At 73.3% G+C, this 20,083-nt stretch carries 19 protein-coding genes; 1 reads left to right on the forward strand and 18 read right to left on the reverse strand.

Annotation, left to right across the window (positions count from 1 at the left end; genetic code table 11):
- Positions 1 to 56: 56 nt before the first annotated feature.
- The 18 genes from V2J52_RS08250 to dinB form a co-directional block, all read right to left on the reverse strand.
- Entirely contained in the window at positions 57 to 743 is a 687-nt protein-coding gene (locus V2J52_RS08250) for a DivIVA domain-containing protein (protein WP_331227216.1), read from the reverse strand.
- A gap of 117 nt (positions 744 to 860) precedes the next feature.
- Positions 861 to 1,148: a YggT family protein gene (locus V2J52_RS08255; protein ID WP_331227217.1), complete on the reverse strand. Its 288-nt coding sequence runs from the start codon at positions 1,146 to 1,148 to the stop codon at positions 861 to 863.
- 2 nt (positions 1,149 to 1,150) lie between these two features.
- Positions 1,151 to 1,630 (reverse strand): cell division protein SepF, encoded by a 480-nt coding sequence (locus V2J52_RS08260; RefSeq protein ID WP_331227218.1) that lies wholly within the window; start codon positions 1,628 to 1,630, stop codon positions 1,151 to 1,153.
- A gap of 136 nt (positions 1,631 to 1,766) precedes the next feature.
- Complete coding sequence (locus V2J52_RS08265) at positions 1,767 to 2,543, reverse strand: purine nucleoside phosphorylase YfiH/LACC1 family protein (RefSeq protein WP_331227219.1); 777 nt, start codon at positions 2,541 to 2,543, stop codon at positions 1,767 to 1,769.
- Between the two features lie 27 nt (positions 2,544 to 2,570).
- Positions 2,571 to 3,794: a cell division protein FtsZ gene (gene ftsZ / locus V2J52_RS08270; protein ID WP_331227220.1), complete on the reverse strand. Its 1,224-nt coding sequence runs from the start codon at positions 3,792 to 3,794 to the stop codon at positions 2,571 to 2,573.
- 162 nt (positions 3,795 to 3,956) lie between these two features.
- A complete protein-coding gene (locus V2J52_RS08275) occupies positions 3,957 to 4,865 on the reverse strand; it encodes a cell division protein FtsQ/DivIB (protein WP_331227221.1) in 909 nt (302 codons plus the stop codon).
- A complete protein-coding gene (murC, locus tag V2J52_RS08280) occupies positions 4,862 to 6,253 on the reverse strand; it encodes a UDP-N-acetylmuramate--L-alanine ligase (protein ID WP_331227222.1) in 1,392 nt (463 codons plus the stop codon). The genes V2J52_RS08275 and murC overlap by 4 nt, the downstream gene beginning before the upstream one ends.
- Positions 6,250 to 7,368, reverse strand: a complete 1,119-nt coding sequence (gene murG / locus V2J52_RS08285; protein WP_491062181.1) for an undecaprenyldiphospho-muramoylpentapeptide beta-N-acetylglucosaminyltransferase — start codon at positions 7,366 to 7,368, stop codon at positions 6,250 to 6,252. Before murG ends, murC begins: the two co-directional genes overlap by 4 nt.
- 1 nt (position 7,369) lies before the next feature.
- Complete coding sequence (gene ftsW / locus V2J52_RS08290; RefSeq protein ID WP_331227224.1) at positions 7,370 to 8,683, reverse strand: putative lipid II flippase FtsW; 1,314 nt, start codon at positions 8,681 to 8,683, stop codon at positions 7,370 to 7,372.
- A gap of 10 nt (positions 8,684 to 8,693) precedes the next feature.
- The gene (gene murD, locus V2J52_RS08295; protein ID WP_331227225.1) at positions 8,694 to 10,148 is read right to left on the reverse strand and encodes a UDP-N-acetylmuramoyl-L-alanine--D-glutamate ligase; all 1,455 of its coding nucleotides are present in this window, start codon (positions 10,146 to 10,148) and stop codon (positions 8,694 to 8,696) included.
- On the reverse strand, positions 10,145 to 11,236 hold the full coding sequence (gene mraY / locus V2J52_RS08300; RefSeq protein ID WP_331227226.1) for a phospho-N-acetylmuramoyl-pentapeptide-transferase: 1,092 nt from the start codon (positions 11,234 to 11,236) through the stop codon (positions 10,145 to 10,147). Before mraY ends, murD begins: the two co-directional genes overlap by 4 nt.
- Positions 11,233 to 12,645, reverse strand: coding sequence for a UDP-N-acetylmuramoyl-tripeptide--D-alanyl-D-alanine ligase (locus V2J52_RS08305; RefSeq protein WP_331227227.1), 1,413 nt, complete (start codon positions 12,643 to 12,645; stop codon positions 11,233 to 11,235). Before V2J52_RS08305 ends, mraY begins: the two co-directional genes overlap by 4 nt.
- Positions 12,646 to 12,706: 61 nt before the next feature.
- A complete protein-coding gene (locus V2J52_RS08310) occupies positions 12,707 to 14,461 on the reverse strand; it encodes a peptidoglycan D,D-transpeptidase FtsI family protein (protein ID WP_331227228.1) in 1,755 nt (584 codons plus the stop codon).
- The gene (gene ftsL / locus V2J52_RS08315) at positions 14,458 to 14,844 is read right to left on the reverse strand and encodes a cell division protein FtsL (RefSeq protein ID WP_331227229.1); all 387 of its coding nucleotides are present in this window, start codon (positions 14,842 to 14,844) and stop codon (positions 14,458 to 14,460) included. The genes V2J52_RS08310 and ftsL overlap by 4 nt, the downstream gene beginning before the upstream one ends.
- A complete protein-coding gene (gene rsmH / locus V2J52_RS08320; RefSeq protein ID WP_331227230.1) occupies positions 14,841 to 15,881 on the reverse strand; it encodes a 16S rRNA (cytosine(1402)-N(4))-methyltransferase RsmH in 1,041 nt (346 codons plus the stop codon). Before rsmH ends, ftsL begins: the two co-directional genes overlap by 4 nt.
- 192 nt (positions 15,882 to 16,073) lie before the next feature.
- Complete coding sequence (gene mraZ / locus V2J52_RS08325; protein ID WP_331227231.1) at positions 16,074 to 16,505, reverse strand: division/cell wall cluster transcriptional repressor MraZ; 432 nt, start codon at positions 16,503 to 16,505, stop codon at positions 16,074 to 16,076.
- 915 nt (positions 16,506 to 17,420) lie between these two features.
- On the reverse strand, positions 17,421 to 17,810 hold the full coding sequence (locus V2J52_RS08330) for an SCO2097 family morphological protein (protein ID WP_331227232.1): 390 nt from the start codon (positions 17,808 to 17,810) through the stop codon (positions 17,421 to 17,423).
- A gap of 54 nt (positions 17,811 to 17,864) precedes the next feature.
- Complete coding sequence (gene dinB, locus V2J52_RS08335) at positions 17,865 to 19,142, reverse strand: DNA polymerase IV (RefSeq protein WP_331227233.1); 1,278 nt, start codon at positions 19,140 to 19,142, stop codon at positions 17,865 to 17,867.
- Between the two features lie 26 nt (positions 19,143 to 19,168).
- Here dinB and V2J52_RS08340 point away from each other — a divergent pair, with 26 nt between their 5' ends.
- Complete coding sequence (locus V2J52_RS08340) at positions 19,169 to 20,053, forward strand: spermidine synthase (protein WP_331227234.1); 885 nt, start codon at positions 19,169 to 19,171, stop codon at positions 20,051 to 20,053.
- The last annotated feature ends 30 nt before the right edge of the window (positions 20,054 to 20,083 follow it).

Genomic DNA, 20,083 nt, shown 5'->3' on the forward strand with positions numbered 1-20,083 from the left:
CCCTCGACGCAACTCAGCGGCGGCAGTCCCGAGGGACCGCCGCCGCCGATGCTCACTCAGTGACCGAACTGCGGTGCGTTCTGCTCGCCGCGGCCCGAGACGTTGCCGCGACCCTCGACGTCGCTCAGCAGCGACTCGAGGTAGCTCTTGAGGCGGGTGCGGTAGTCCCGCTCGAAGACGCGCAGCTCGTCGATCTTGCGCTCGAGGAGCGAACGCTCCTGCTCGAGCTGGGCGAGCGTGCGGTTGTGGGTGTCCTCGGCCTCACGGACGATGCGGTCGGCCTCGGTCTTGGCCTCGTGGAGGACACGGTCGCCCTCCGCCTTGCCGTTGGAGACGTACTCGTCGTGGACCTTCTGTGCCAGCGCGAGCATCCCGGCGGCTGACGTCGGCGCGTCGCCGGCGTCCGCCTGCACGGCGGCGGCAGGGGCGAAGCTGGCGGCAACCTCGGGCTCAACCTCGGGCTCGGGCTCCGGTGCGGCCTGCGGCTCGGGCTCCGCCTCGACGACCGGCTCGGGAGCGGTCTCGACCGGCGCGGCGACGGCCTCGCCGCTGCTCAGCTCACTGACGCGACGCTCGGCGGCGGCGAGCTTGGCCTTGAGCTCCTCGTTCTCGTTCTGCAACGAGCTCAGGGTGTTGACGACCTCGTCCAGGAAGTCATCGACCTCGTCCTGATCGTAGCCTTCACGGAACTTCGTTGGCTGAAACTTCTTGTTCAGCACGTCGTCTGCAGTGAGCAGCGCCATCAGTCGTCACCTCGGTTGTCCGGTCATTCGGTTGTGAGCTCATCGTTGCGCGACTCACGGCTCCACGTTAGCGGAACGTCACTATGGCACGAATCGCGCCACGAGGTGAAACACGCCTCAGGACAGTCGTGCCGCGAACTGCATCGCGATGCTTACCGCAAGGAAAAGGATGATGAAGCCCAGGTCAAGTGCTACCGGACCGAGCCGCAGCGGCGGGATGTAGCGCCGCAGCCAGCTCAGCGGCGGGTCGGTCAGGGTGTAGACGAGCTCAGCCACCAGCAGCAGCGGGCCACGAGGTCGCCAGTCCCTGGAGAACACCTGGATCCAGTCGAGCACCAGCCGGCCGATGAGAACCAGCAGGTAGAGCAGGAGCAGGAAGTAGAGGACTGCGAAGACTGCGGACACCGTCAGCTCTGGTTGAACAGGCGTCCCGGCCCACCATCGGGCTCACCGGTGTCGGTGGCGACCTCGACGCTGGCCGGGGAGAGCAGGAAGACCCGGTTGGTGACGCGCTCGATGGCGCCGTGGAGCCCGAAGACCAGTCCGGCGGAGAAGTCCACCATCCGCTTGGCCTCGGTCTCGCTCATCCCGGTGAGGTTCATGATCACCGGCGTGCCGTCACGGAACGACTCGCCGATGACCCGTGCCTCGTTGTACGTGGTGGGGTGGACGGTGCTGATCCGGCGCAGGTCCGGCTCGGCCGGCTCCGGCGCGGGCACGACGCGCATCGGCGTCACCTGCGCGGTCCGCTCGACGGGCTCGGGACGCTCGGTGCGCTCCGGCTCGCGGTGGTCCTCGGCGTAGTGGCCCTCGACCTCGTGGTACTCACCGGCCTCGTCCTCGGCAAGCCCGAGGTAGGCCATCGTCTTGCGCAGTGCTCCGGCCATGGCTGCTCCTCATCGTGGGTTCGCGCGATCACACTCGTGCCGCTTCCATGTGTGACGCTAGACCAGCACCGCACCAGATGGCGCACCACCGCACGGCGTGTCGCGCGCCGGCCTCCTCGGGCCGCCCGGGGAGCACTCACCGCCGACGCTGGACGATCCCGGCGAACCGTCCGGTGACGCCGTCGCGGCGGTAGGAGTAGAGGGCGGGGTCCTCGTACGTGCACGCCGCGTGCTGCTCGACGCGGCGCACCCCGGCGGCCGCGAGCTGACCACGCACGCCGGCGGCGACGTCGAGCGCGGGCGTCTGCCACGAGGTCGTCGCGTGCGCCGCGGGGACGACGGCGGCCACCTCGGCGCGCAGCTCGGCGGGCACCTCGTAGCAGTGTCCGCAGATGCTCGGCCCAAGGCTGGCGTACAGCCGCGGCAGCGCGGCCCCCGCGTCGGCGAGCCGCTCCAGCGTGGCCCCGACGACGCCGGCCACCAGGCCCTGCCGGCCGACGTGCACCGCGGCGACGAGGCCGCCGTCGGGGGTGGCGAGCAGCAGCGGCACGCAGTCCGCCACCATCACCGCCACCGCCACCGGGACCACCCCGGCCGGGCCCGCGGGAGACGAGCCGACCAGCGAGTCGTGCGCCCCCATCGTCGTGCGGCCCGCGCCCGGTGGCCGGGCCACGACGCGGACCGACCGGCCGTGGCCCTGGCTCATCCAGGCGACGCGGCCGCCGGCCCACCGGTCGAGGAGGTCGCGGTTGGCGAGGACACGGTCGACGTCGTCATCGACGTGCAGGCCGAGGTTGAGCCCGCCGGTGCCGTCGGCCGAGCCGTAACGCCCCCAGGAGACGCCGCCGGCGCGCGTGGTGAAGCCACCACCGCCGGGACCGAGATCGGCGGGGAGCAGGTCGAGGACGGTCACGGGCCGGCCGTTCTCCTGCGTCCCCGCTCAGCGCAAGAAGTCGGGGATGTCGAGGTCGTCGTCGCGGCGGGGCCGCACCGGCTCCTCGTCGAACACCCGGGGCACCTCGAAGGACCGCTCCTGGTTGCCACCGGCGTACGCGGGGACCGGCGGGGCCGGCTGTGCCACCGGCTCGGGGCTCACCGCGACCGGCGCCTCGGGTGCGCTGGCGGCGACCGCCGGGCTGGCGACCGCCGGGCTGGCGACCTGCGGGCGCTCGACGGCGGCCGGCACCCGCTGCGGCTCGGCAGGCGCCGGTGCGGCGTTGCTGTGGTCGAAGCCGGCGGCGATGACGGTGACCCGCACCTCGTCGCCCAGGGCGTCGTCGATGACCGCACCGAAGATGATGTTCGCCTCCGGGTGGGCGGCCTCCTGGACCAGCCGGGCGGCCTCGTGGATCTCGAGCAGACCGAGGTCGCTGCCACCCTGGATGGACAGCAGCACGCCGAGCGCCCCGTCGATGCTCGCCTCGAGCAGCGGCGAGGATATTGCCAGCTCGGAGGCCTGGATCGCGCGATCCTCGCCGCGGGCGGAGCCGATCCCCATGAGTGCGCTGCCGGCCCCCTGCATCACGGACTTGACGTCGGCGAAGTCGAGGTTGATCAGGCCGGGCGTGGTGATGAGGTCGGTAATGCCCTGCACACCGGAGAGCAGCACCTGGTCGGCGCTCTTGAAGGCGTCGAGCACCGACACGTTGCGGTCGGAGATCGACAGCAGCCGGTCGTTGGGGATGACGATGAGGGTGTCGACCTCGGCGCGCAGCGCGTCGATGCCCGAATCCGCCTGCGTGGAGCGGCGCCGCCCCTCGAAGGTGAAGGGACGGGTGACCACGCCGATGGTCAGCGCGCCCAGCGAGCGCGCGATTCGCGCCACGACCGGTGCGCCTCCGGTACCGGTACCACCACCCTCACCGGCGGTGACGAAGACCATGTCGGCCCCTCGCAGGACCTCCTCGATCTCCTCCTCGTGGTCCTCGGCCGCCCGCTTGCCGACCTCGGGGTCGGCGCCGGCGCCCAGGCCACGGGTGAGCTCGCGCCCGACGTCGAGCTTGACGTCGGCGTCGCTCATCAGCAGCGCCTGGGCGTCGGTGTTGACGGCGATGAACTCAACACCCTTCAGCCCGACCTCGATCATCCGGTTGACGGCGTTGACGCCGCCCCCGCCAACGCCCACCACCTTGATCACTGCCAGGTAGTTCTGCGGTGCCGCCACGTCGGCCCCCCTCAGTCTTGATTGTTGTTCTCGGTCGGTGCCAGCGGAAACTCCCTCAAGCTTCAACCTCTACCTGAGGCTTAGACTTATGTCAGTTTCTGGCATCCGGAACGGTAGGTTGCGTTGCCCTGCGGAGCAACGACATCACCGGGTGTGTCGCGCTCAGTCAGAGGTCGTGGGCGAGCGCGGCACGGTGACGTCGTAGACGGCTGCCGGCTCGGACCGCAGCACCTCGAGCACCGCCGCCTTGAGCTCGGACTCCTCCGCGCCGCCCCACCGCACCTCGGCGCCGTCGTGCAGCTCGAGGACGATCGCCCCGGGGCCGGTGGCCACCGCGACCGCCACGTCCGCGCGCACCGCCGGGGGCAGCTCCGCCAGCACGGCGAGCACCGCCGTCAGCGTCTGCGGCGCCCGCTCCCCCGACCGTGGCACGTCGACCTGCGCCATGCCCTCGGGGACCTCCTCGACGGTGGCGACGGTGACGCCGTCCGCGTCGAGCAGCTCGATGGCCTCCTCGGTGCGCAACGCCGCCACCGGTTCGCGGGCGACGACGTCGATCGTCAGCCCGCGCGGCCACTCCCGGTGCACCTCGGCGCTGCGTACGGTGGCCAGCTGCTCGACCTCGCTGCGCATCCCCGGCGCGTCGAGGCGTGGCAGCGGTGTCCCGGCGTGCCGGTCGACGACGGCGGCCACGTCGGCGGTGGCCACCGTGGTGCCCTCGCCGGTGCCGGTGATGGTCACCTGCTCGGTGTCGAGGGCCAGCAGCGGGGAGAGGAGCACCGCCCAGCCGACGACGCCGACCGCCGCGACGATGCCCAGCGTGATGAGGACCGCGCGCCAGCGCAGCCGCCGCTGCGCCCGGTAGCGCTCGGTCAGCCGCTGGGTGAACGTCCCCGCCGGCCGGTCCGTGGCGCTGTCCGCTGGGCGCCGGCGGGCGAGCCGCCGCGGCTCGGGCGCTGCCGGCGGTGCGGCGGCAGGCCGCGCGTCGTCGTCGGGCCGGCCGTCGTCGGGCCGGCCGTCGTCGGGCTCCGGGTCCCGTCGCGGCGGCCGCGGGCGCGCGGGTGGCCTCACTGCTCGCCCGCCAGCCGCTGCAGGACGAGCGGGCCGAGCTCGGTGACGTCCCCGGCGCCGACGGTCAGGACGAGGTCACCCGGCTCAGCGGCGGCTGCCACGACGTGCGCCGCCTCCTCGCGGGGGGCGACGTAGCGGGCGCCGGGCAGCCGGTCGGTGATGAGCGTGCCGTCGACGCCGTCGACCGGGTCCTCCCGGGCGCCGTAGACGGCCGTGACGACGACGACGTCGGCGAGGGACAGCGCCTGCGCGAACTCCGCGGCGAAGGCCTGCGTGCGGGAGTAGAGGTGGGGCTGGAACAGCACGAGCACCCGTCCGCCGGCGGCGGCCAGCCGGGCGGTGCGCAGCGTGGCGGCCACCTCGGTGGGGTGGTGGGCGTAGTCGTCGACCACCCGCACGCCGGCGGCCTGCCCGCGCGGCTCGAAGCGTCGCCCGGTCCCGGTGAAGTGCCCGAGCGCCTGCGCCATCGCCGCCGGCGCGGCGCCGACCTCGACCCCGGCGCACCAGGCGCCGGCGGCGTTGAGGAGGCTGTGGGCGCCGGCGACCGCGAGGTCGAGGACGACCCCGGCGGCGGCCGGCGCGTCCCCGGTTGGCTCGTGGTGCAGGGTGGCGCGGGCGCCGTCGGCCCGCAGCTGGACGTCGGCGAGGCGGACGTGCCCACGACCCAGCCCAGGCGAGCTGCCGGTGCCGTAGGTGAGCAGCGGGCGGCTGCCGGCGACGGCACGTGCCAGCCGCAGCGCGCCGGGGTCGTCGGCGCAGACGACGAGGAGGCCGGTGACCCGCTCGGCGAAAGACACGAACGCCTGGTCGAAGGCCTCGTGGGAGCCGTAGTGGTCGAGGTGGTCGGCCTCGATGTTGGTGATGATCGCGACGGCGGGGCGATAGTTGAGGAACGAGCCGTCGGACTCGTCGGCCTCGGCGACGAAGGCGCGCCCCCGGCCCAGGTGCGCCCCGCTGCCGAGCGCGAGCACCGTACCGCCGATGGCGTAGCTCGGGTCGAGCCCGAGCTCGGTGAGGGCGACGGCGAGCATCGCCGACGTCGTCGTCTTGCCGTGGGCGCCGGCGACGGCGACGAAGTCGCGCCCCTCGGCCGCGCGTACCAGGGCCTGGCTGCGGTGGACGACCGGCAGCCCGAGCTCACGCGCGCTCCGCAGCTCGGGGTTGTCCTCGCGGACCGCGGTGGAGACCACGACCGTCGCCCCGGGACCCACCCGGGCGGCGTCGTGGCCCGCGCGGGCGTCGACGCCCAGGGCCCGCAGCCGGGCGAGGGTGTCGCTGTCGCGTGCGTCGCTGCCGGAGACCCGCAGCCCCCGGGCGGCGAGCAGCTCGGCCACCGGCGCCATGCCGGCGCCGCCGACCCCGATGAGGTGGAAGTGCTCAGCGGTCATCGCGCCGGCTCCCGCCCCGCCGCACGCAGCACGAGGTCCGCCAGCCGTGCGGCGCCGTCGCGCACGCCGGCGCCGGCGGCGGCGGCGGCCATCGCGGCGAGCCGGTCGCGGTCGGCCAGGAGCGGCAGGACGTCGCGGACCACCGCAGCGGGGGTGAGCTCGGCGTCGGGCACGATCACCCCGCCGCCGGCGGCAACGACGTCGGCGGCGTTGCGGCGCTGCTCGCCGTTGCCGATGGGCAGCGGGACGTAGACCGCCGGGATGCCGAGCGCGGCGAGCTCGCTCACCGTGCCGGCGCCCGACCGGCACAGCACGAGGTCGGCGGCGGCGTAGCCGCTGGCCATGTCGTCGAGGTACTCGAGCACGTGGTGCCCCGGCAGCGCCGCCGTCGCCGCACGGACGTCGTCAGCCTTCCCGGCGCCGGTGAGGTGCAGGACCTGGGTGCCGGCGTCGTGCAGCTGCTGGGCGCTGCCGGCGAGGGCGTCGTTGATCCGCTGGGCGCCGAGCGAGCCGCCGGTGGCCAGCAGGGTGGTGCGGCCGGGGTCGAGGCCGAGAGCGGCCGCCGCGGCCTGCCGGCGCTGCGCGGCGAGCTCCGGGGTGGCGCGCTCGGCGACGAGGGCGGCGATCTCCGGTCGCAGCGGCAGCCCGGTGAGGGTGGCACCGGGCAGCGGCGTGCCGGCGAACGAGACAGCCACCGCGCTCGCCCAGCGGGCGCCGAGCCGGTTGGCCAGGCCCGGTCGGGCGTTCTGCTCGTGAACGACGACCGGCACCCCGAGCCGCCGGGCGGCGAGGTAGGCGGGGGTGGCGACGTACCCGCCGAAGCCGACGACCACCTCCGCGCCGGAGCGGCCGATGGCCTCGCCTGCGGTGCGCACCGCCGCCCGCAAGCGGCCCGGCAGCCGGAGCAGGTCGGGCGACGGACGGCGGGGCAGCGGCACCCGGGGCACCACCTCGAGCGGCCAGCCGGCCGCGGGCACCAGGCGGGACTCCAGGCCGGCAGCCGTGCCGAGCACGGTGACGGTCGCCCCGTCGGGCCGGCCGGCGAGCTCGGCGGCGGTGGCGAGAAGGGGGTTGACGTGGCCGGCGGTGCCACCGCCGGCGAGCAGCACCCGCAGCTCAGCCACGGCGCCGCCCGGTGACCACCGCGAGCGAGCGGCGCACGGTGCCGCGGCGGGCCCGCAGCGCCTCGGGCGCTCCTGGCTCGCTGCGCGCGAAGGACAGCACGATCCCCATCGCCAGCAGGGTCGCGATGAGTGCCGAGCCGCCGGCGGAGACCAGTGGCAGCGGCACCCCGATCACCGGCAGCAGGCCGATGACCACGCCGATGTTGATGAGCGCCTGGCCGAGGATCCACGCCGCGATGCCGCCGGTGGCGATCTTGACGAACGGGTCCTCGTGACGGCGCACGATGCGGATGAGGCCGAAGGCGAGCGCGGCGAACAGCGCGAGGACGAGCAGCGTGCCGAGCAGGCCGAGCTCCTCGCCAAGGATCGCGAAGATGTAGTCGTTGTGCGCCTCGGGCAGGTAGGACCACTTCTCCCGGGACGCGCCGAGCCCCACGCCGGAGATCCCGCCGGTGCCCAGCCCCCACAGCCCGTGCTGGGTCTGGTAGCAGGCGGCCGAGGTGTCGCAGTCGCTGCCGAACACCGCCATGATCCGGTCCATCCGGTTCCGGGACGTGACGACGAGGAAGGCCGCGGCGCCGGCACCCATGACGGCGGCGAGGCCGAACCACTTGAGCGGCACCCCGGCGACGAACATCGTCCCCGCGACCAGCGCGGCCATGACGAGCACGGTGCCGAGGTCGTGGCCGGCGAGCACCAGGCCGAGGGCGAGGGCGGACACGACGAGCCCGGGCACGAGGACGTGCTGCCACTTGTGCAGCAGCGCGGACTTGCGGGCGAGCACCAGGCCGAGCCACAGCGCCAGCGCCAGCTTGAGGAACTCCGAGGGCTGGATGGTCTGGCCGACACCCGGCAGCATGATCCAGTTGGTGTTGCCCTTCTCGCCGCGGGCGAGCGGCGTGAAGATCAACGCCTGCAGGGCCAGCCCGACGGCGAGCGCCGGCCAGGCGATCTTCCGGTACCAGGCGACCGGGACCCGGCTGGCGACGAACATCAGCGGCAGCCCGAGGAGCGCGAACTTCGCCTGGTCGAGGAAGTACCCGTAGGGGTTACCGTCGTTCTCCCGGATCGAGCTGATGGACGACGCCGAGAGCACCATGACCACGCCGATCGCCAGGAGGAGCAGCGCGGCCCCGCCGACGAGGTAGTAGCTGAGGGTGACCGGTCCGCGGGCGAGCACGCTCTGCCGCTCCGCGGCGCCCTCGGTGGTGACGCGGGCGGCGCGGGCGGTCGTCACCCCGCGGGGACGGCGTACGGTGCGGTCGATGCCGGTGGCCCGGCGGCTGCCGGGCTGGACGGTGGTCATCGCGCCCCTCTCACAGCCGCCGCACGGCGGCGGCGAACGCGTCGCCGCGCTCGCCGTAGCTGGTGAACTGGTCCATCGATGCGCAGGCCGGGGCGAGCAGCACGGTGTCGCCCGGGCGGGCGAGGCGCGCGGCCTCGGTCACGGCATGGTCCATCACGGAGCCAGTCTCACCAGCGGTGACCTCGGTGAGCGGGATCTGCGGGGCGTGTCGCGCGAGCGCGTCACGCAGCGGCCCGCGGTCCACCCCGATGAGGACGACGGCGTGCAGCCGGTCGGCGACCCGCCGGACGAGGTCGTCGAAGCGGGCGCCCTTGGCCAGCCCGCCGGCAACCCAGACGCCGCGCCCCGGGGGCAGCGCGCCGAGGCTGGCGGCGGCGGCGTGGGCGTTGGTGGCCTTGGAGTCGTCGACCCAGGTGACGCCGTCACGCACCGCGACGACCTCGATGCGGTGCGCCCCGCCGCGGTAGTCACGCAGCCCGTCACGAACGGCCGCCCCGGGGACGCCGGCGGCACGGGCGAGGGCGGCGGCGCTCAGCGCGTTGCTCAGCACGTGCGCGGGAACCTCACCACCGGGCACTGCCGCCAGGTGGGCGAGGTCGCTCAGCTCGGCGAGCGGCTCGGCGTGCGTCTGGCGCCGGGGACCGAACGCGCGGTCGCACAGCACGTCCTCGACGATGCCCAGCTCCCCCGCCCCGGGTGGCCCGATCCGGGTGCCGACCGCACGGGCACCCTCGGCGACATCGGCCTGCTCGACCATCGCCCGGGTGGCGGCGTCGGCGGTGCTGTAGATGCACGCGACCCGGGTGCGTTCGTAGACCCGGGCCTTGGCGTCGCGGTACGCCTCGAACGAGCCGTGCCAGTCGAGGTGGTCGGCGGCGAGGTTGAGGCAGGCGCTGGCCAGCGGGGCCACGCTGTGGGTGAGGTGGAGCTGGAAGCTCGACAGCTCGACGGCCAGCGCGTCGTGCCCGCCGTCGGCGACCACCTGCACGACCGGGGTCCCGACGTTGCCGACCGTCGCGGCCCGCCGGCCGCCGGCGGCAAGGATCGCGCCGAGCATGCCGACGGTCGTCGTCTTGCCGTTGGTGCCGGTGAGGGTGAGCCAGTCCGGCCAGGCGCCCTCGTCGAGGATCTCCTGCTGCAGCTGCCAGGCGAGCTCGACCTCGCTCCAGCACGGCAGGCCGGCCGCCGCCGCCCGGCGCAGCAGCGGCGACACCGCTGGTACCCCGGGCGAGACGACGACGACGTCAGCGCCGGCCGCGAGGACCGCGTCGGCGAGCGCGTCGTCGTCGGGAACGGCTCGCAGCCGGGCGCGCGCGCCGACCGCCTCGTGGGCGGCGGCCACCGCCGCCTCCGAACGGTCCAGCCCGAGCACCGTGGCACCGAGCGTGGTGAGGACGTCGAGCGCCGCACGCCCCGAGGTTCCGAGACCGACGACGACGAGCCGTGCGTCGCGCAGCGAGCTCACGCGGTGACCCACTCGGCGTAGAACACACCCAGGCCGAGGGCGACGCACAGCGCGGCGATCAGCCAGAACCGGATGACGATCGTCACCTCGCCCCAGCCGCCCAGCTCGAAGTGATGGTGCAGCGGCGCCATCCGGAACACCCGTCTACCGGTGGCCTTGAAGAAGCCGATCTGGATGACGTCGCTCATGACGATGATGACGAACAGCCCACCGAGGATGATCGCGAGGAACTGGGTGTGGGTGAAGATCGAGAACCCGGCGATGGCGCCACCGAGGGCCAGCGAGCCGGTGTCGCCCATGAAGATCTGCGCCGGCGAGGCGTTCCACCACAGGAAGCCGAGGCAGGCTCCGATGAGCGCGGCACCGATGAGTGAGAGGTCGCGGGGGTCGCGGACCTCGTAGCAGGCCGACCAGGCGTCGCTGGTCTCGCTGAGGTACTGGCAGTTCTGGTTGGACTGCCACATCGTGATGACCGTGTAGGCGGCGAACACCATCGCCGACGCACCGGTGGCCAGGCCGTCGAGGCCGTCGGTGAGGTTGACCGCGTTGGACCAGGCGGTGATGAGGAAGTTCGCCCAGATGACGAAGAGGATGAGCCCGAGCACCGGCCCGGCGAAGGCGAGGTCGAACAGCGTGTCGCGCACCAACGAGATCTGCGTGGACGCGGGGGTGCGGAAGTTCTCGTTGGCGAACTGCAGGGACAGCACCGCGAAGGTGACCCCGACGGCTGCCTGGCCGATGATCTTCCACTTGGCGCTGAGCCCGAGCGACCGCTGCCGGCTGATCTTGATGTAGTCGTCGGCGAACCCGATGACGCCCAGCCCGACGACGAGGAACAGCAGCAGCAGCCCGGACGCACCCGGCAGCCGGCCGGCGAAGATGTTCGCCACCGCGTAGCCGAGGAGGGTGGCCAGGATGATGACCACCCCGCCCATCGTCGGCGTGCCGCGCTTGGTGTAGTGGGCGGTGGGACCGTCCTGGCGGATGAACTGGCCGTAGTTGCGCTTGGTGAGGAAGCGGATGAACAGCGGGGTGCCGAGCAGGCTGATGATGAGGGCGGTGGCACCGGCGATCAGGACGCTGATCATCGGTCCTCCCCCGCCGCGGTGGCGAGGAGGTGGTCGGCCAGCCGCCACACCCCAGACCCGTTGGAGCCCTTGAGGAGCACGAGGTCGCCGTCGGTGAGGAGGCCGTCGAGCAGCTGCTGCGCGGCGGTCGCGTCGCCGGATCGGTGGATCACCGGAGCATTGTCCCCGGCTTCCGCGGCGCCGGCGCCCACGTGCTCACCGATCGGTCCGAGCGTGACGACGACGTCGATCCCCAGCTCCCCAGCGAGCCGGCCCAGCGCGGTGTGCTCGACGTCGGCGTCCTGGCCGAGCTCGAGCATCTCGCCGAGCACGGCGACCCGCCGGCGGGCCGGCATCGCGGCGGTCGCCCGCAGCGCCGCCGCCATCGAGTCGGGGTTCGCGTTGTAGGAGTCGTCGAGCACGGTGACGCCGTCGGCGCGGTGGTGCAGCGCCATCCGGTGGCCGCTGACCCGCGCCGCGCCGGCGAGCCGGCCGGCGACCGCTCCGGGGTCGAGGCCGAGCGCGACAGCCGCGGCGGTGACGGCCAGCGCGTTGGTCACCTGGTGCTCACCGTGCAGCGCGAGGGTCACCGGGTGCTCGCTGCGGGCGCCGGCGACGTCGGTGACGAGCGTGAACGAGGCCCGGGCGGCCTCGTCGAGCGTGATGTCGGCGGCGCGTACCTCGGCCGGCCGGGACCGGCCGAACCGCAGCACCGGACCGGGGGCGGCGGTCGCCATCGTGGCCACCCGGGCGTCGTCGGCGTTGAGGACCGCGGTGCCGCCGGAGGTCAGCCCGGCGACGATCTCGGCCTTGGCCGCCGCGACCGCGGCGATCGACCCGAACCCGCCCATGTGGGCGTGGCCGACGACGAGCACGACAGCGACGTCGAGCGGCGCGATCCGGGTGAGGTAGTCGATGTGACCCGGCCCGCTGGCCCCCATCTCGAGGACGAGGAACCGGGTCTGGGAGGTTGCCGCGAGCACCGTCAGCGGCAGGCCGATCTCGTTGTTGAAGGACTCGCGGGGCGCCACCGTGGGGCCGGCGCCGGCGAGCACCTGCGCAAGCAGGTCCTTGGTGGTCGTCTTGCCCACGGAGCCGGTGATCCCGACGACCTGCAGCCGGCCGCCCTCGCGGAGCCGCGCGAGCACGGTGCGGGCCAGCTCGCCCAGCGCGGACACCGTGTCGGCGACGAGGACGTGCGGCGCGTCGACCGGGCGTGAGGCCAGCACCACGGTGGCGCCGGCCTCGTGCGCGGCGACAGCGTGGTCGTGCCCGTCGGTGCGCTCCCCGCGCACGGCGACGAACACGGCGCCCGGGGTGACGAGACGGGAGTCGGTGACGACGTCGCCGCCGACCCGCAGGCCCGCGTCGATGCCGGCGGGACGGCCGCCGACGGCCGCAGCGATCTCAGCGATACTCAGCTCGATCATCGCTCGCCTCGCGGTCGGGGGTGGTCAGTGGTCACGGCTGGACAATCTATCGCCACCCCGGTCACTCCGCCCCCAGCGGGTAGTGCGAGGCCTCGGTGCCCGACGGCGGGATGCCCAGGTGCTGCATGGTGAAGCCGGCGATGTCACGGAACACCGGGGCGACCATGATCCCCGAGGACACTTGACGGCTGGGGTGGTAGACGACGATGCCGATGGCGACCTGCGGGTCGTCCGCCGGTGCGACGCCGACGAAGTTCGCCACCGTCTCGGTGAGGCGGCCGTTCTCGTCCGGCACCTGGGCGGTACCGGTCTTGCCGGCGAGCCGGTAGCCGTCGAGCTGGCCCAGCACACCGTTGCCGTCGTCGGAGACGACGCTCTCCATCATCCGCACCATCTGGTCGGCGGTGTCCTCGGAGACCACCCGGACGCCCTCGGGCCGCTCCGCCTCGTGGAACCGGCCACCGGAGTCGGTGACGCCGTCGATCAGCCGTGGCGGCACCCGGACGCCGTCGTTGCCGAGGGTGGCGGCCACGCCGGTGTTCTGCAGCAGGTTGACGGCCATGCCCTGGCCGAACATCGTGGTGTAGCGCTGCCGGCCGTCCCACTCCTCGGGCGGCTCGAGGATGCCGGCGGTCTCACCGGCCAGCTCGACCCCGGTGCGCTGCCCCAGGCCGAAGGCCCGGAAGTACTCGTAGCGCTCCTCGTCGGAGATGAGGTCGCCGATCATCACGGTGCCGGTGTTGGAGGAGGTGGCGAGGATGCCGGTGACGGTCCGCTCCTCGGTGGCGTGCGGGTCGGCGTCGGAGAAGGTCTGGCCCGACGGCGTGGTGAACCGGTCGGGGGTGGTGAACATCGTCGTCGGGGTGACCGCCCCGGCGTCGAGGGCCGCCGCCAAGGTCGCCAGCTTGCCGGTGGAACCGGGCTCGTAGGCGGCCTGGACCGCGCGCGAGCCGCGCGCCTCGGGCGGCGTCTCCTGGTAGCTGCCCGGGTCGACCGACCCGCTGTCGGCGACGGCGAGCAGCCGACCGGTGCCGATCTCCTCGACGACGATGGCGCCCCACTCGGCGCCGTACTCGGCGACGGTCTCCTCGATGATCTCCAGCGCGCGGAAGTTGATGTCGCGGTCGATCGTCGTGTGCACGGTGTCGCCCGGCTCCGCGGGGGTGGTCTCGCGCAGCCCGGTGGGGATGGACTGCCCGGTGCGGCCGATCTCCACGACGCTGCTGCCGGGGATCCCGTGGAGCTGCTCGTCGTAGCGCAGCTCGAGGCCGGCCAGCCCCTCACTGTCGCGCCCGACGTAGCCGAGGACGTTGCCCGCGGTGGTGCCGTTGGGGTAGATCCGCTCGGCGGTGACCTCGGGCTCGATGATGCCGCGCAGCCCGAGCGCGTCGACCTCGCGCCACTCCTGCGGGGTCAGGCCCCGGGCGATGTAGACGAAGGTGGAGTCGCCGATCATCTCGGCGCCCAGCTCGGCGGCGTCGCGGCCGAGCACGGGGGCGAGCAGCGCCGCCGCCGCGACCGCGCCCTGCTTCTCCTCGCCGTCGATCTCGGCGGTGAAGTCCCGCACCTTCACCTGGTTGACGCCGACGTTGTAGCGCTGCACCGAGGTGGCGAGCACCTCGCCGTTGGCGTCGAGGATCTCACCGCGCGGTGCCTCGATGGTCGAGTGCGAGAGCCTGCTGCTGAGCGCGTCCTCGGCCAGCCGCGGCCCTTCGAGCGCCTGGACGTAGACGAGCCGGCCGGCGAAGACGAGGACGACGGTGAGGATCACCGTGAGCACGGCCCCCTGCCGGCGGACCGGCAACCGCGGGGTCACTCCGTCTCCTCGCTGCCACCGACGATCTCGCCGTCGGCCAACGAGATGTACCCGATGCCCTCCGCCGGCGCCATGCCCAGCGCAGCGGCACGACGCTGCAGGTGTGCCGGCGAGCCGGCCTCCTCCACCTGCTGGACGAGCGAGACGCCGGCCTCCGTGATCCGGTTGAGCTCGCGCTGCGAGTCGTGGATCTCGTAGGCGGTGACCGCCATGTGGGTGTTGATGATCAGCGCCCCGACGAGGGAGCCGAGGAGGATCGCAGCGCACAGCACGAGGTAGGGCACCAGCGAGCGTGCCGGGGCTGGGTTGCGCACGATGCGCAGCCGAGGGCGCCAGGAGCGCTGCGGCTCCGGTACGGCGGTGCGGGTGGGCAGTGCACTCATGCGGCTCTCCTCGTCTCGGTTCGCATGTGGTCGGGGGTCGGGCGGAGCCGTTCGGCGGCTCTCAGCCGCACCGACGTGGCTCGCGGGTTGGCGGCGCGCTCGGCGTCGTCAGCCTCTTCCGCGCCACGGGTGAGCTGGCGCAGGTAGGGCCGGTGGCTGACCGGCTCCACCGGCAAGCCGTGCGGCGCGGAGGAGGTGGCGCCGCGAGCCAGCGCCCGCTTGACGGCCCGGTCCTCCAGCGAGTGGTAGGACATCACCACGATCCGCCCCGTCACGGCGAGCGACTCGATCGCCCGGGGCAGCGCGTCGTGGAGCACGGTGAGCTCGTCGTTGACCGCGATCCGCAGTGCCTGGAAGGTGCGCTTGGCCGGGTTGCCGCCGGTGCGGCGGGTGGCCGCGGGGATCGCCGCGCGCACGATCTCGACGAGGTCCCCGGTGCGGGTGACCGGCCGCTCGGCGCGGCGCCGGACGATCGCGTCGGCGACCCGGCCGGCGAACCGCTCCTCGCCGTACTCGCGCAGGATGCGGCGCAGCTCGCCGGTCGAGGCGGTGGCGAGCAGCTCGGCGGCACTGGTGCCGGTCGTGGCATCCATCCGCATGTCGAGCTCGGCGTCGTGGGCGTAGGCGAAGCCCCGGTCGGCCTCGTCGAGCTGCAGCGAGGACACCCCGAGGTCCATGAGGATGCCGGCGACCGCGCCGCCGGCGTGCTCGGCGACGACGAGGTCGATGGCGTCGTACACCGCCTGCACCGCGGTGAACCGGTCACCGAACGGGGCAAGCCGGCGCGACGCCAGCGCGATCGCCTGGGGGTCGCGGTCGATGCCGACCACCCGCAGGCCGGGGAAACGACGCAGCGCAAGCTCGGTGTGACCTCCCATGCCGAGCGTGGCGTCGATGAGGACGGCGCCGTCCTCGTCGAGCGCCGGCGCGAGCAGGTCGAGACAACGCTCGGCGAGGACCGGGACATGGCGGGCCGCGGCGTCGCCACGGCTCGCGTCGTCGGGTGCCTCGTCATGCGTCGACGGTCCTGCCGTCATGGTCCTCACCTCCTCGCCTACGGTTCGTTCGGTCGTCGCTCTGGGCCCGGTGGGCTGCGAGGTAGCTGGTCGGGGGCCCTCCACCACCCGACCAGGACTCCCCCCGTCTGACTCTGGCGCCGGGGAAGTGCGTCAGAGTCGCGGTGGGAGACCTCGCCGTGCGGGGGACGGTGCGTCCGGCCCGGGCGTTCCTCAGAGGATTCCGGGGACCACCTCCTCGGCGATCTCGGCGAAGGCGTCCTCGGACGCGGTGATGTAGGCGTCCCAGGCCGCCGCGTCCCAGATCTCTGCGCGGCTGCCGTGGCCGATGACGGCCAGGTCCCGCTCGAGCCCGGCGTAGGTCCGCAGTGCCGGCGGGATGGTGATCCGGCCCTGCTTGTCGGGGACCTCGTCGGTGGCGCCGGAGAGCAGGATGCGGGAGAAGTCCCGGGCTCGGCGGTCGGTCATCGGCGCCTGGCGGAGCTTGTCGTGGACCTCCTCGAACTCGCGCATCGGGTAGATCGTCAGGCAGCGCTCCTGGCCCTTGGTCAGCACCAGGCCGCCGGCGAGCTGGTCGCGGAACTTGGCGGGCAGGATGACGCGCCCCTTGTCGTCCAGGCGCGGCGAGTAGGTGCCGAGGAACACGGCCCCACCCCCTTCGCATCACCCACCGACCTCCAACGACCTCCACATTACTCCACTTCCCTCCCCCGTCAACGCGAAACTGGTGCGTGATCGCGTCATTCCTGACCATCGCCGCAGGTCAGCATGGTGGGTGGGAGTGGAGCAGAAGTTCACAGAAAGGTCCGCTGGGCGTGTCTGTCCGGGCGTGGCGGGCCGCTCGACGGCACGCGCCCCCCGGGAATGCCGCCGCTCCACGACCTCGTGGAGCGAAGTGGAGGAGCGACCAGCCCATGTCAGCGACAGCAGACTTGTCCCCGACAGCAGACTTGTCCCCGACAGCAGCCTTGTCCCCCACAGCAGACTTGTCAGCGACAGCAGACTTGTCAGCGACAGCAGGCTTGTCCCCGACGACAGATCTGTCTCCAGACGTCGGAAGATGCCATGAGCACCTGGCGTGAGCGGGCGACCAGAGAACCGAGCGCGCCCGACCCGCTACCCGGCAGGCACGCCGGTGCTCGTCGGCGACGATCGCACCGTCACCTGCGGCAACATCGAGAATGCCTCTTCCGGCGTCACGCTGTGCGCAACGTGCGGGCTGATGTCTCAGCTGCACTCGGGCCGGCAGCCGGTCGCTTGTTCAGGTGCCCAGCGGAACCGTCCCGACGCCCGACGTCCTCCCGGGGCCTTCGACCCGACCCATCAAGACCCTCCGTGGCAGCCCACGGCCGTGGGCAGTCGTCCGTCGTGCGCACGCACCCGGCTTCAGCGCCGGGAGCCTCCGCGGACAAGTCTGCTGTCGCGGACAAGTCTGCTCTCGCGGACAAGCCCGCTCTCGCTGACAAGTCTGCTGTCGCGGACAAGTCGGCTGTCGGGGACAAGTCTGCTCTCGGGGATGGGGGGCGGGCGTCGTTGGCGGTGCGGGGTCGAACCAGCGGCTCAGTGACCGCGGTTGTCGCGCCGCTTGTCCCAGCGGTCCTCGAGACGCTGCATGAAGCCGGCCGATCCGCCGTTGCTGCTCTTGGACCTGGCCTTGGCCGGCTGCGCAGCCGGCGGCGCGGCCGCCGTGGCCGACTTCTGCTTGGAGATCGCGAGCATGACCCCACCGAGCATGGCGACGAACCCGAGGACACCCAGCCACACCAGCGAGGTGGCGACCCCGGCGACGAGCAACGTCAGCCCGAGGGCGACCAGCAGGGTACCGATCGTCAGCCGCCGCACCGAGTAGCGGGACTCCGAGGCCAACGAGCTGGCGAACCGAGGGTCGTCGGTGCGAAGCTGCTGCTCCATCTGGTGGAGTACGCGCTGCTCATACTCAGAGAGAGGCATCGGTCCTCCGCATTCAATGTTCCGGTGAGTGCCGACGAGGCACGTACCAGCAGTCTAGTTCGCTCTTGGCCCGGGCGAAAGCCGACCGTCACCCTCGTCGCGCGCGGTCGCTGCCGGACCCTCGGCAGTGCCGTCGAGCAGTGCCGCCGGCCGCAGCGCGCCGGTCCCGAACCGCTGCCGCACGGCGTCCATCGCCGACTCCGCCTCGCGTCGCTGGTCGCCACCGCCGAGCTGCAGCTGGACGCCGTCGCTGCCGGCCACAAGGTTCTCGGCCCGCACCCCGAGCAGCCGCACCCCGCTCGGCGGGATGTCCACCCGGTCGAGCAGCTCGCGGGCGACGGTGAACACGTCGTGGGCGACGTCGGTCGCGTCGACGCCGCGAGAGCGGCTGATGGTCCGGAAGTCGGCGAACCGCACCTTGATGGCCACCGTCCGGGTGAGCATGCTGCGGCTGCGCAACCGGGCCGCGACCCGGTGCGACTGGTCGAGGAGCACGGACTCGAGGCCGGTGCGCTCGGTGAGGTCGACGGCGAAGGTCGTCTCGTGCCCGACCGACTTCTCCACGCGGGTGACCTCGACCCGGCGGGGGTCGATGCCGTTGGCGAGCTCGTGCAGCCGCTGACCGGACGCCACCCCGACCATCCGGTGCAGCGAGCGCACCGGCAGCGCCGCCAGCTCGGCCACCGTGTCCACCCCGAAGCCGCGCAGCCGGTCACGGGTCTTGTCACCCACCCCCCACAGTGCGCCGACCGGCAGCGAGTGGAGGAACGGCACGGTCGCCTCGCGCGGGACGAGGAGCAGCCCGTCGGGCTTGGCATGGCCGGAGGCGAGCTTGGCGACGAACTTCGTCGCCGCCACCCCGACCGATGCCGGGATGCCGAGCTCACGGTGCACCCGCTCGCGGACCTGCTGCGCGATGCGCACCGGCGTGCCGAGCCGGCGCCGGGCACCGGACACGTCGAGGAACGCCTCGTCGATGCTCACCTGCTCGACGACGGGGGTGACGTCACCGAGGATCCGCATGACGTGCCGTGACGCCTGGGAGTAGCGCTCGTGGTGCGGCGGCAGCACCACCGCCTGCGGGCACAGCGCGCGGGCCCGCGACACCGGCATCGCCGAGTGCACCCCGAAGGCCCTGGCCTCGTACGTCGCCGAGAGCACCACACCACGCTGGTCGCCACCGACGATCACCGGGCGGCCAACGAGGTCGGGACGCTCCAGCAGCTCCACGGCCGCGAAGAAGGCGTCCATGTCGACGTGCAGGATCGTGCTGCCCGTGTCGTCGCTGCCCCAGTCGCGGCGGGCCGCCGGACTGCGCTCGCCCCTGCTCATCTCGGCTCAAGGCTAGCCTGGAGGGCATGTCCCTCCGACCCGCCGGCCGCCGGTCCGGCCGCACCACCCACCGATCCCCCGTGGACCTGCCCACCGGGCCGGTCCGCACCAGCACCGGCGTCGTCGAGCTGCTGCGCGACCCCGCCCGCCCGTCGGCCGTCACGGTCTTCATCAACGACGCCGAGAGCTCGTACGTCGACCTCGCCGACCCACGTCACCTCGAGTTCGAGTACATGCAGCAGATGTCCGTGGTGATCGAGGCACTCCTCGCCCCCTCGCCGGCCCCGGTCCGAGCTGTCCACCTCGGTGGCGCCGGCTGCGCACTGGCACGCGCGTGGGACGCGGAACGGCCCGGGTCGGCGCAGCTGGCGGTGGAGCTCGACGGCGAGCTCGCCCGGCTGGCCCGCAGCTGGTTCACGCTGCCCCGCTCCCCGCGGCTGCGCATCCGGGTGGCCGATGCCCGCGAGGCGCTGGAGTCACTGACGCCCGGCTCGTGGGACGTCGTCGTCCGCGACGTGTTCGCCGGCATCCAGGTCCCGTCGCACGTGCGCACCGTGGAGGCGGCCCGCGCCGCCCGCGCCGCGATCAGCGACGACGGCCTGTACCTGGTCAACCTCACCGACCGGCCGCCGCTGCCGCTCGCCCGGGCGGAGGTGGCGACGATGGCCGAGGTGTTCGAGCACGTCGCCCTCATCGCCGACCCGGCGATCCTGCGCGGCCGGCGCTACGGCAACGTCGTCCTCGTCGGCAGCTCCCGGCCGGTCGAGACGTCGCGGCTCGACCGGGACCTGCGCGGGCTGCCGCTGCCGGTGCGGCTGATGACCGGGGCCGAGCTCACCGCGTTCGCCGGCACCTACCAGCCGCTGCGCGACGAGCTGCTCCAGCCGGCAGCGGACGACGCCGGCGCCTGACCGGCTTCCCCGGGTAGCGAAAGACCTCGG

It is taken from the genome of Georgenia sunbinii (assembly GCF_036421875.1).
GTDB lineage: Bacteria > Actinomycetota > Actinomycetes > Actinomycetales > Actinomycetaceae > Georgenia_B > Georgenia_B sunbinii.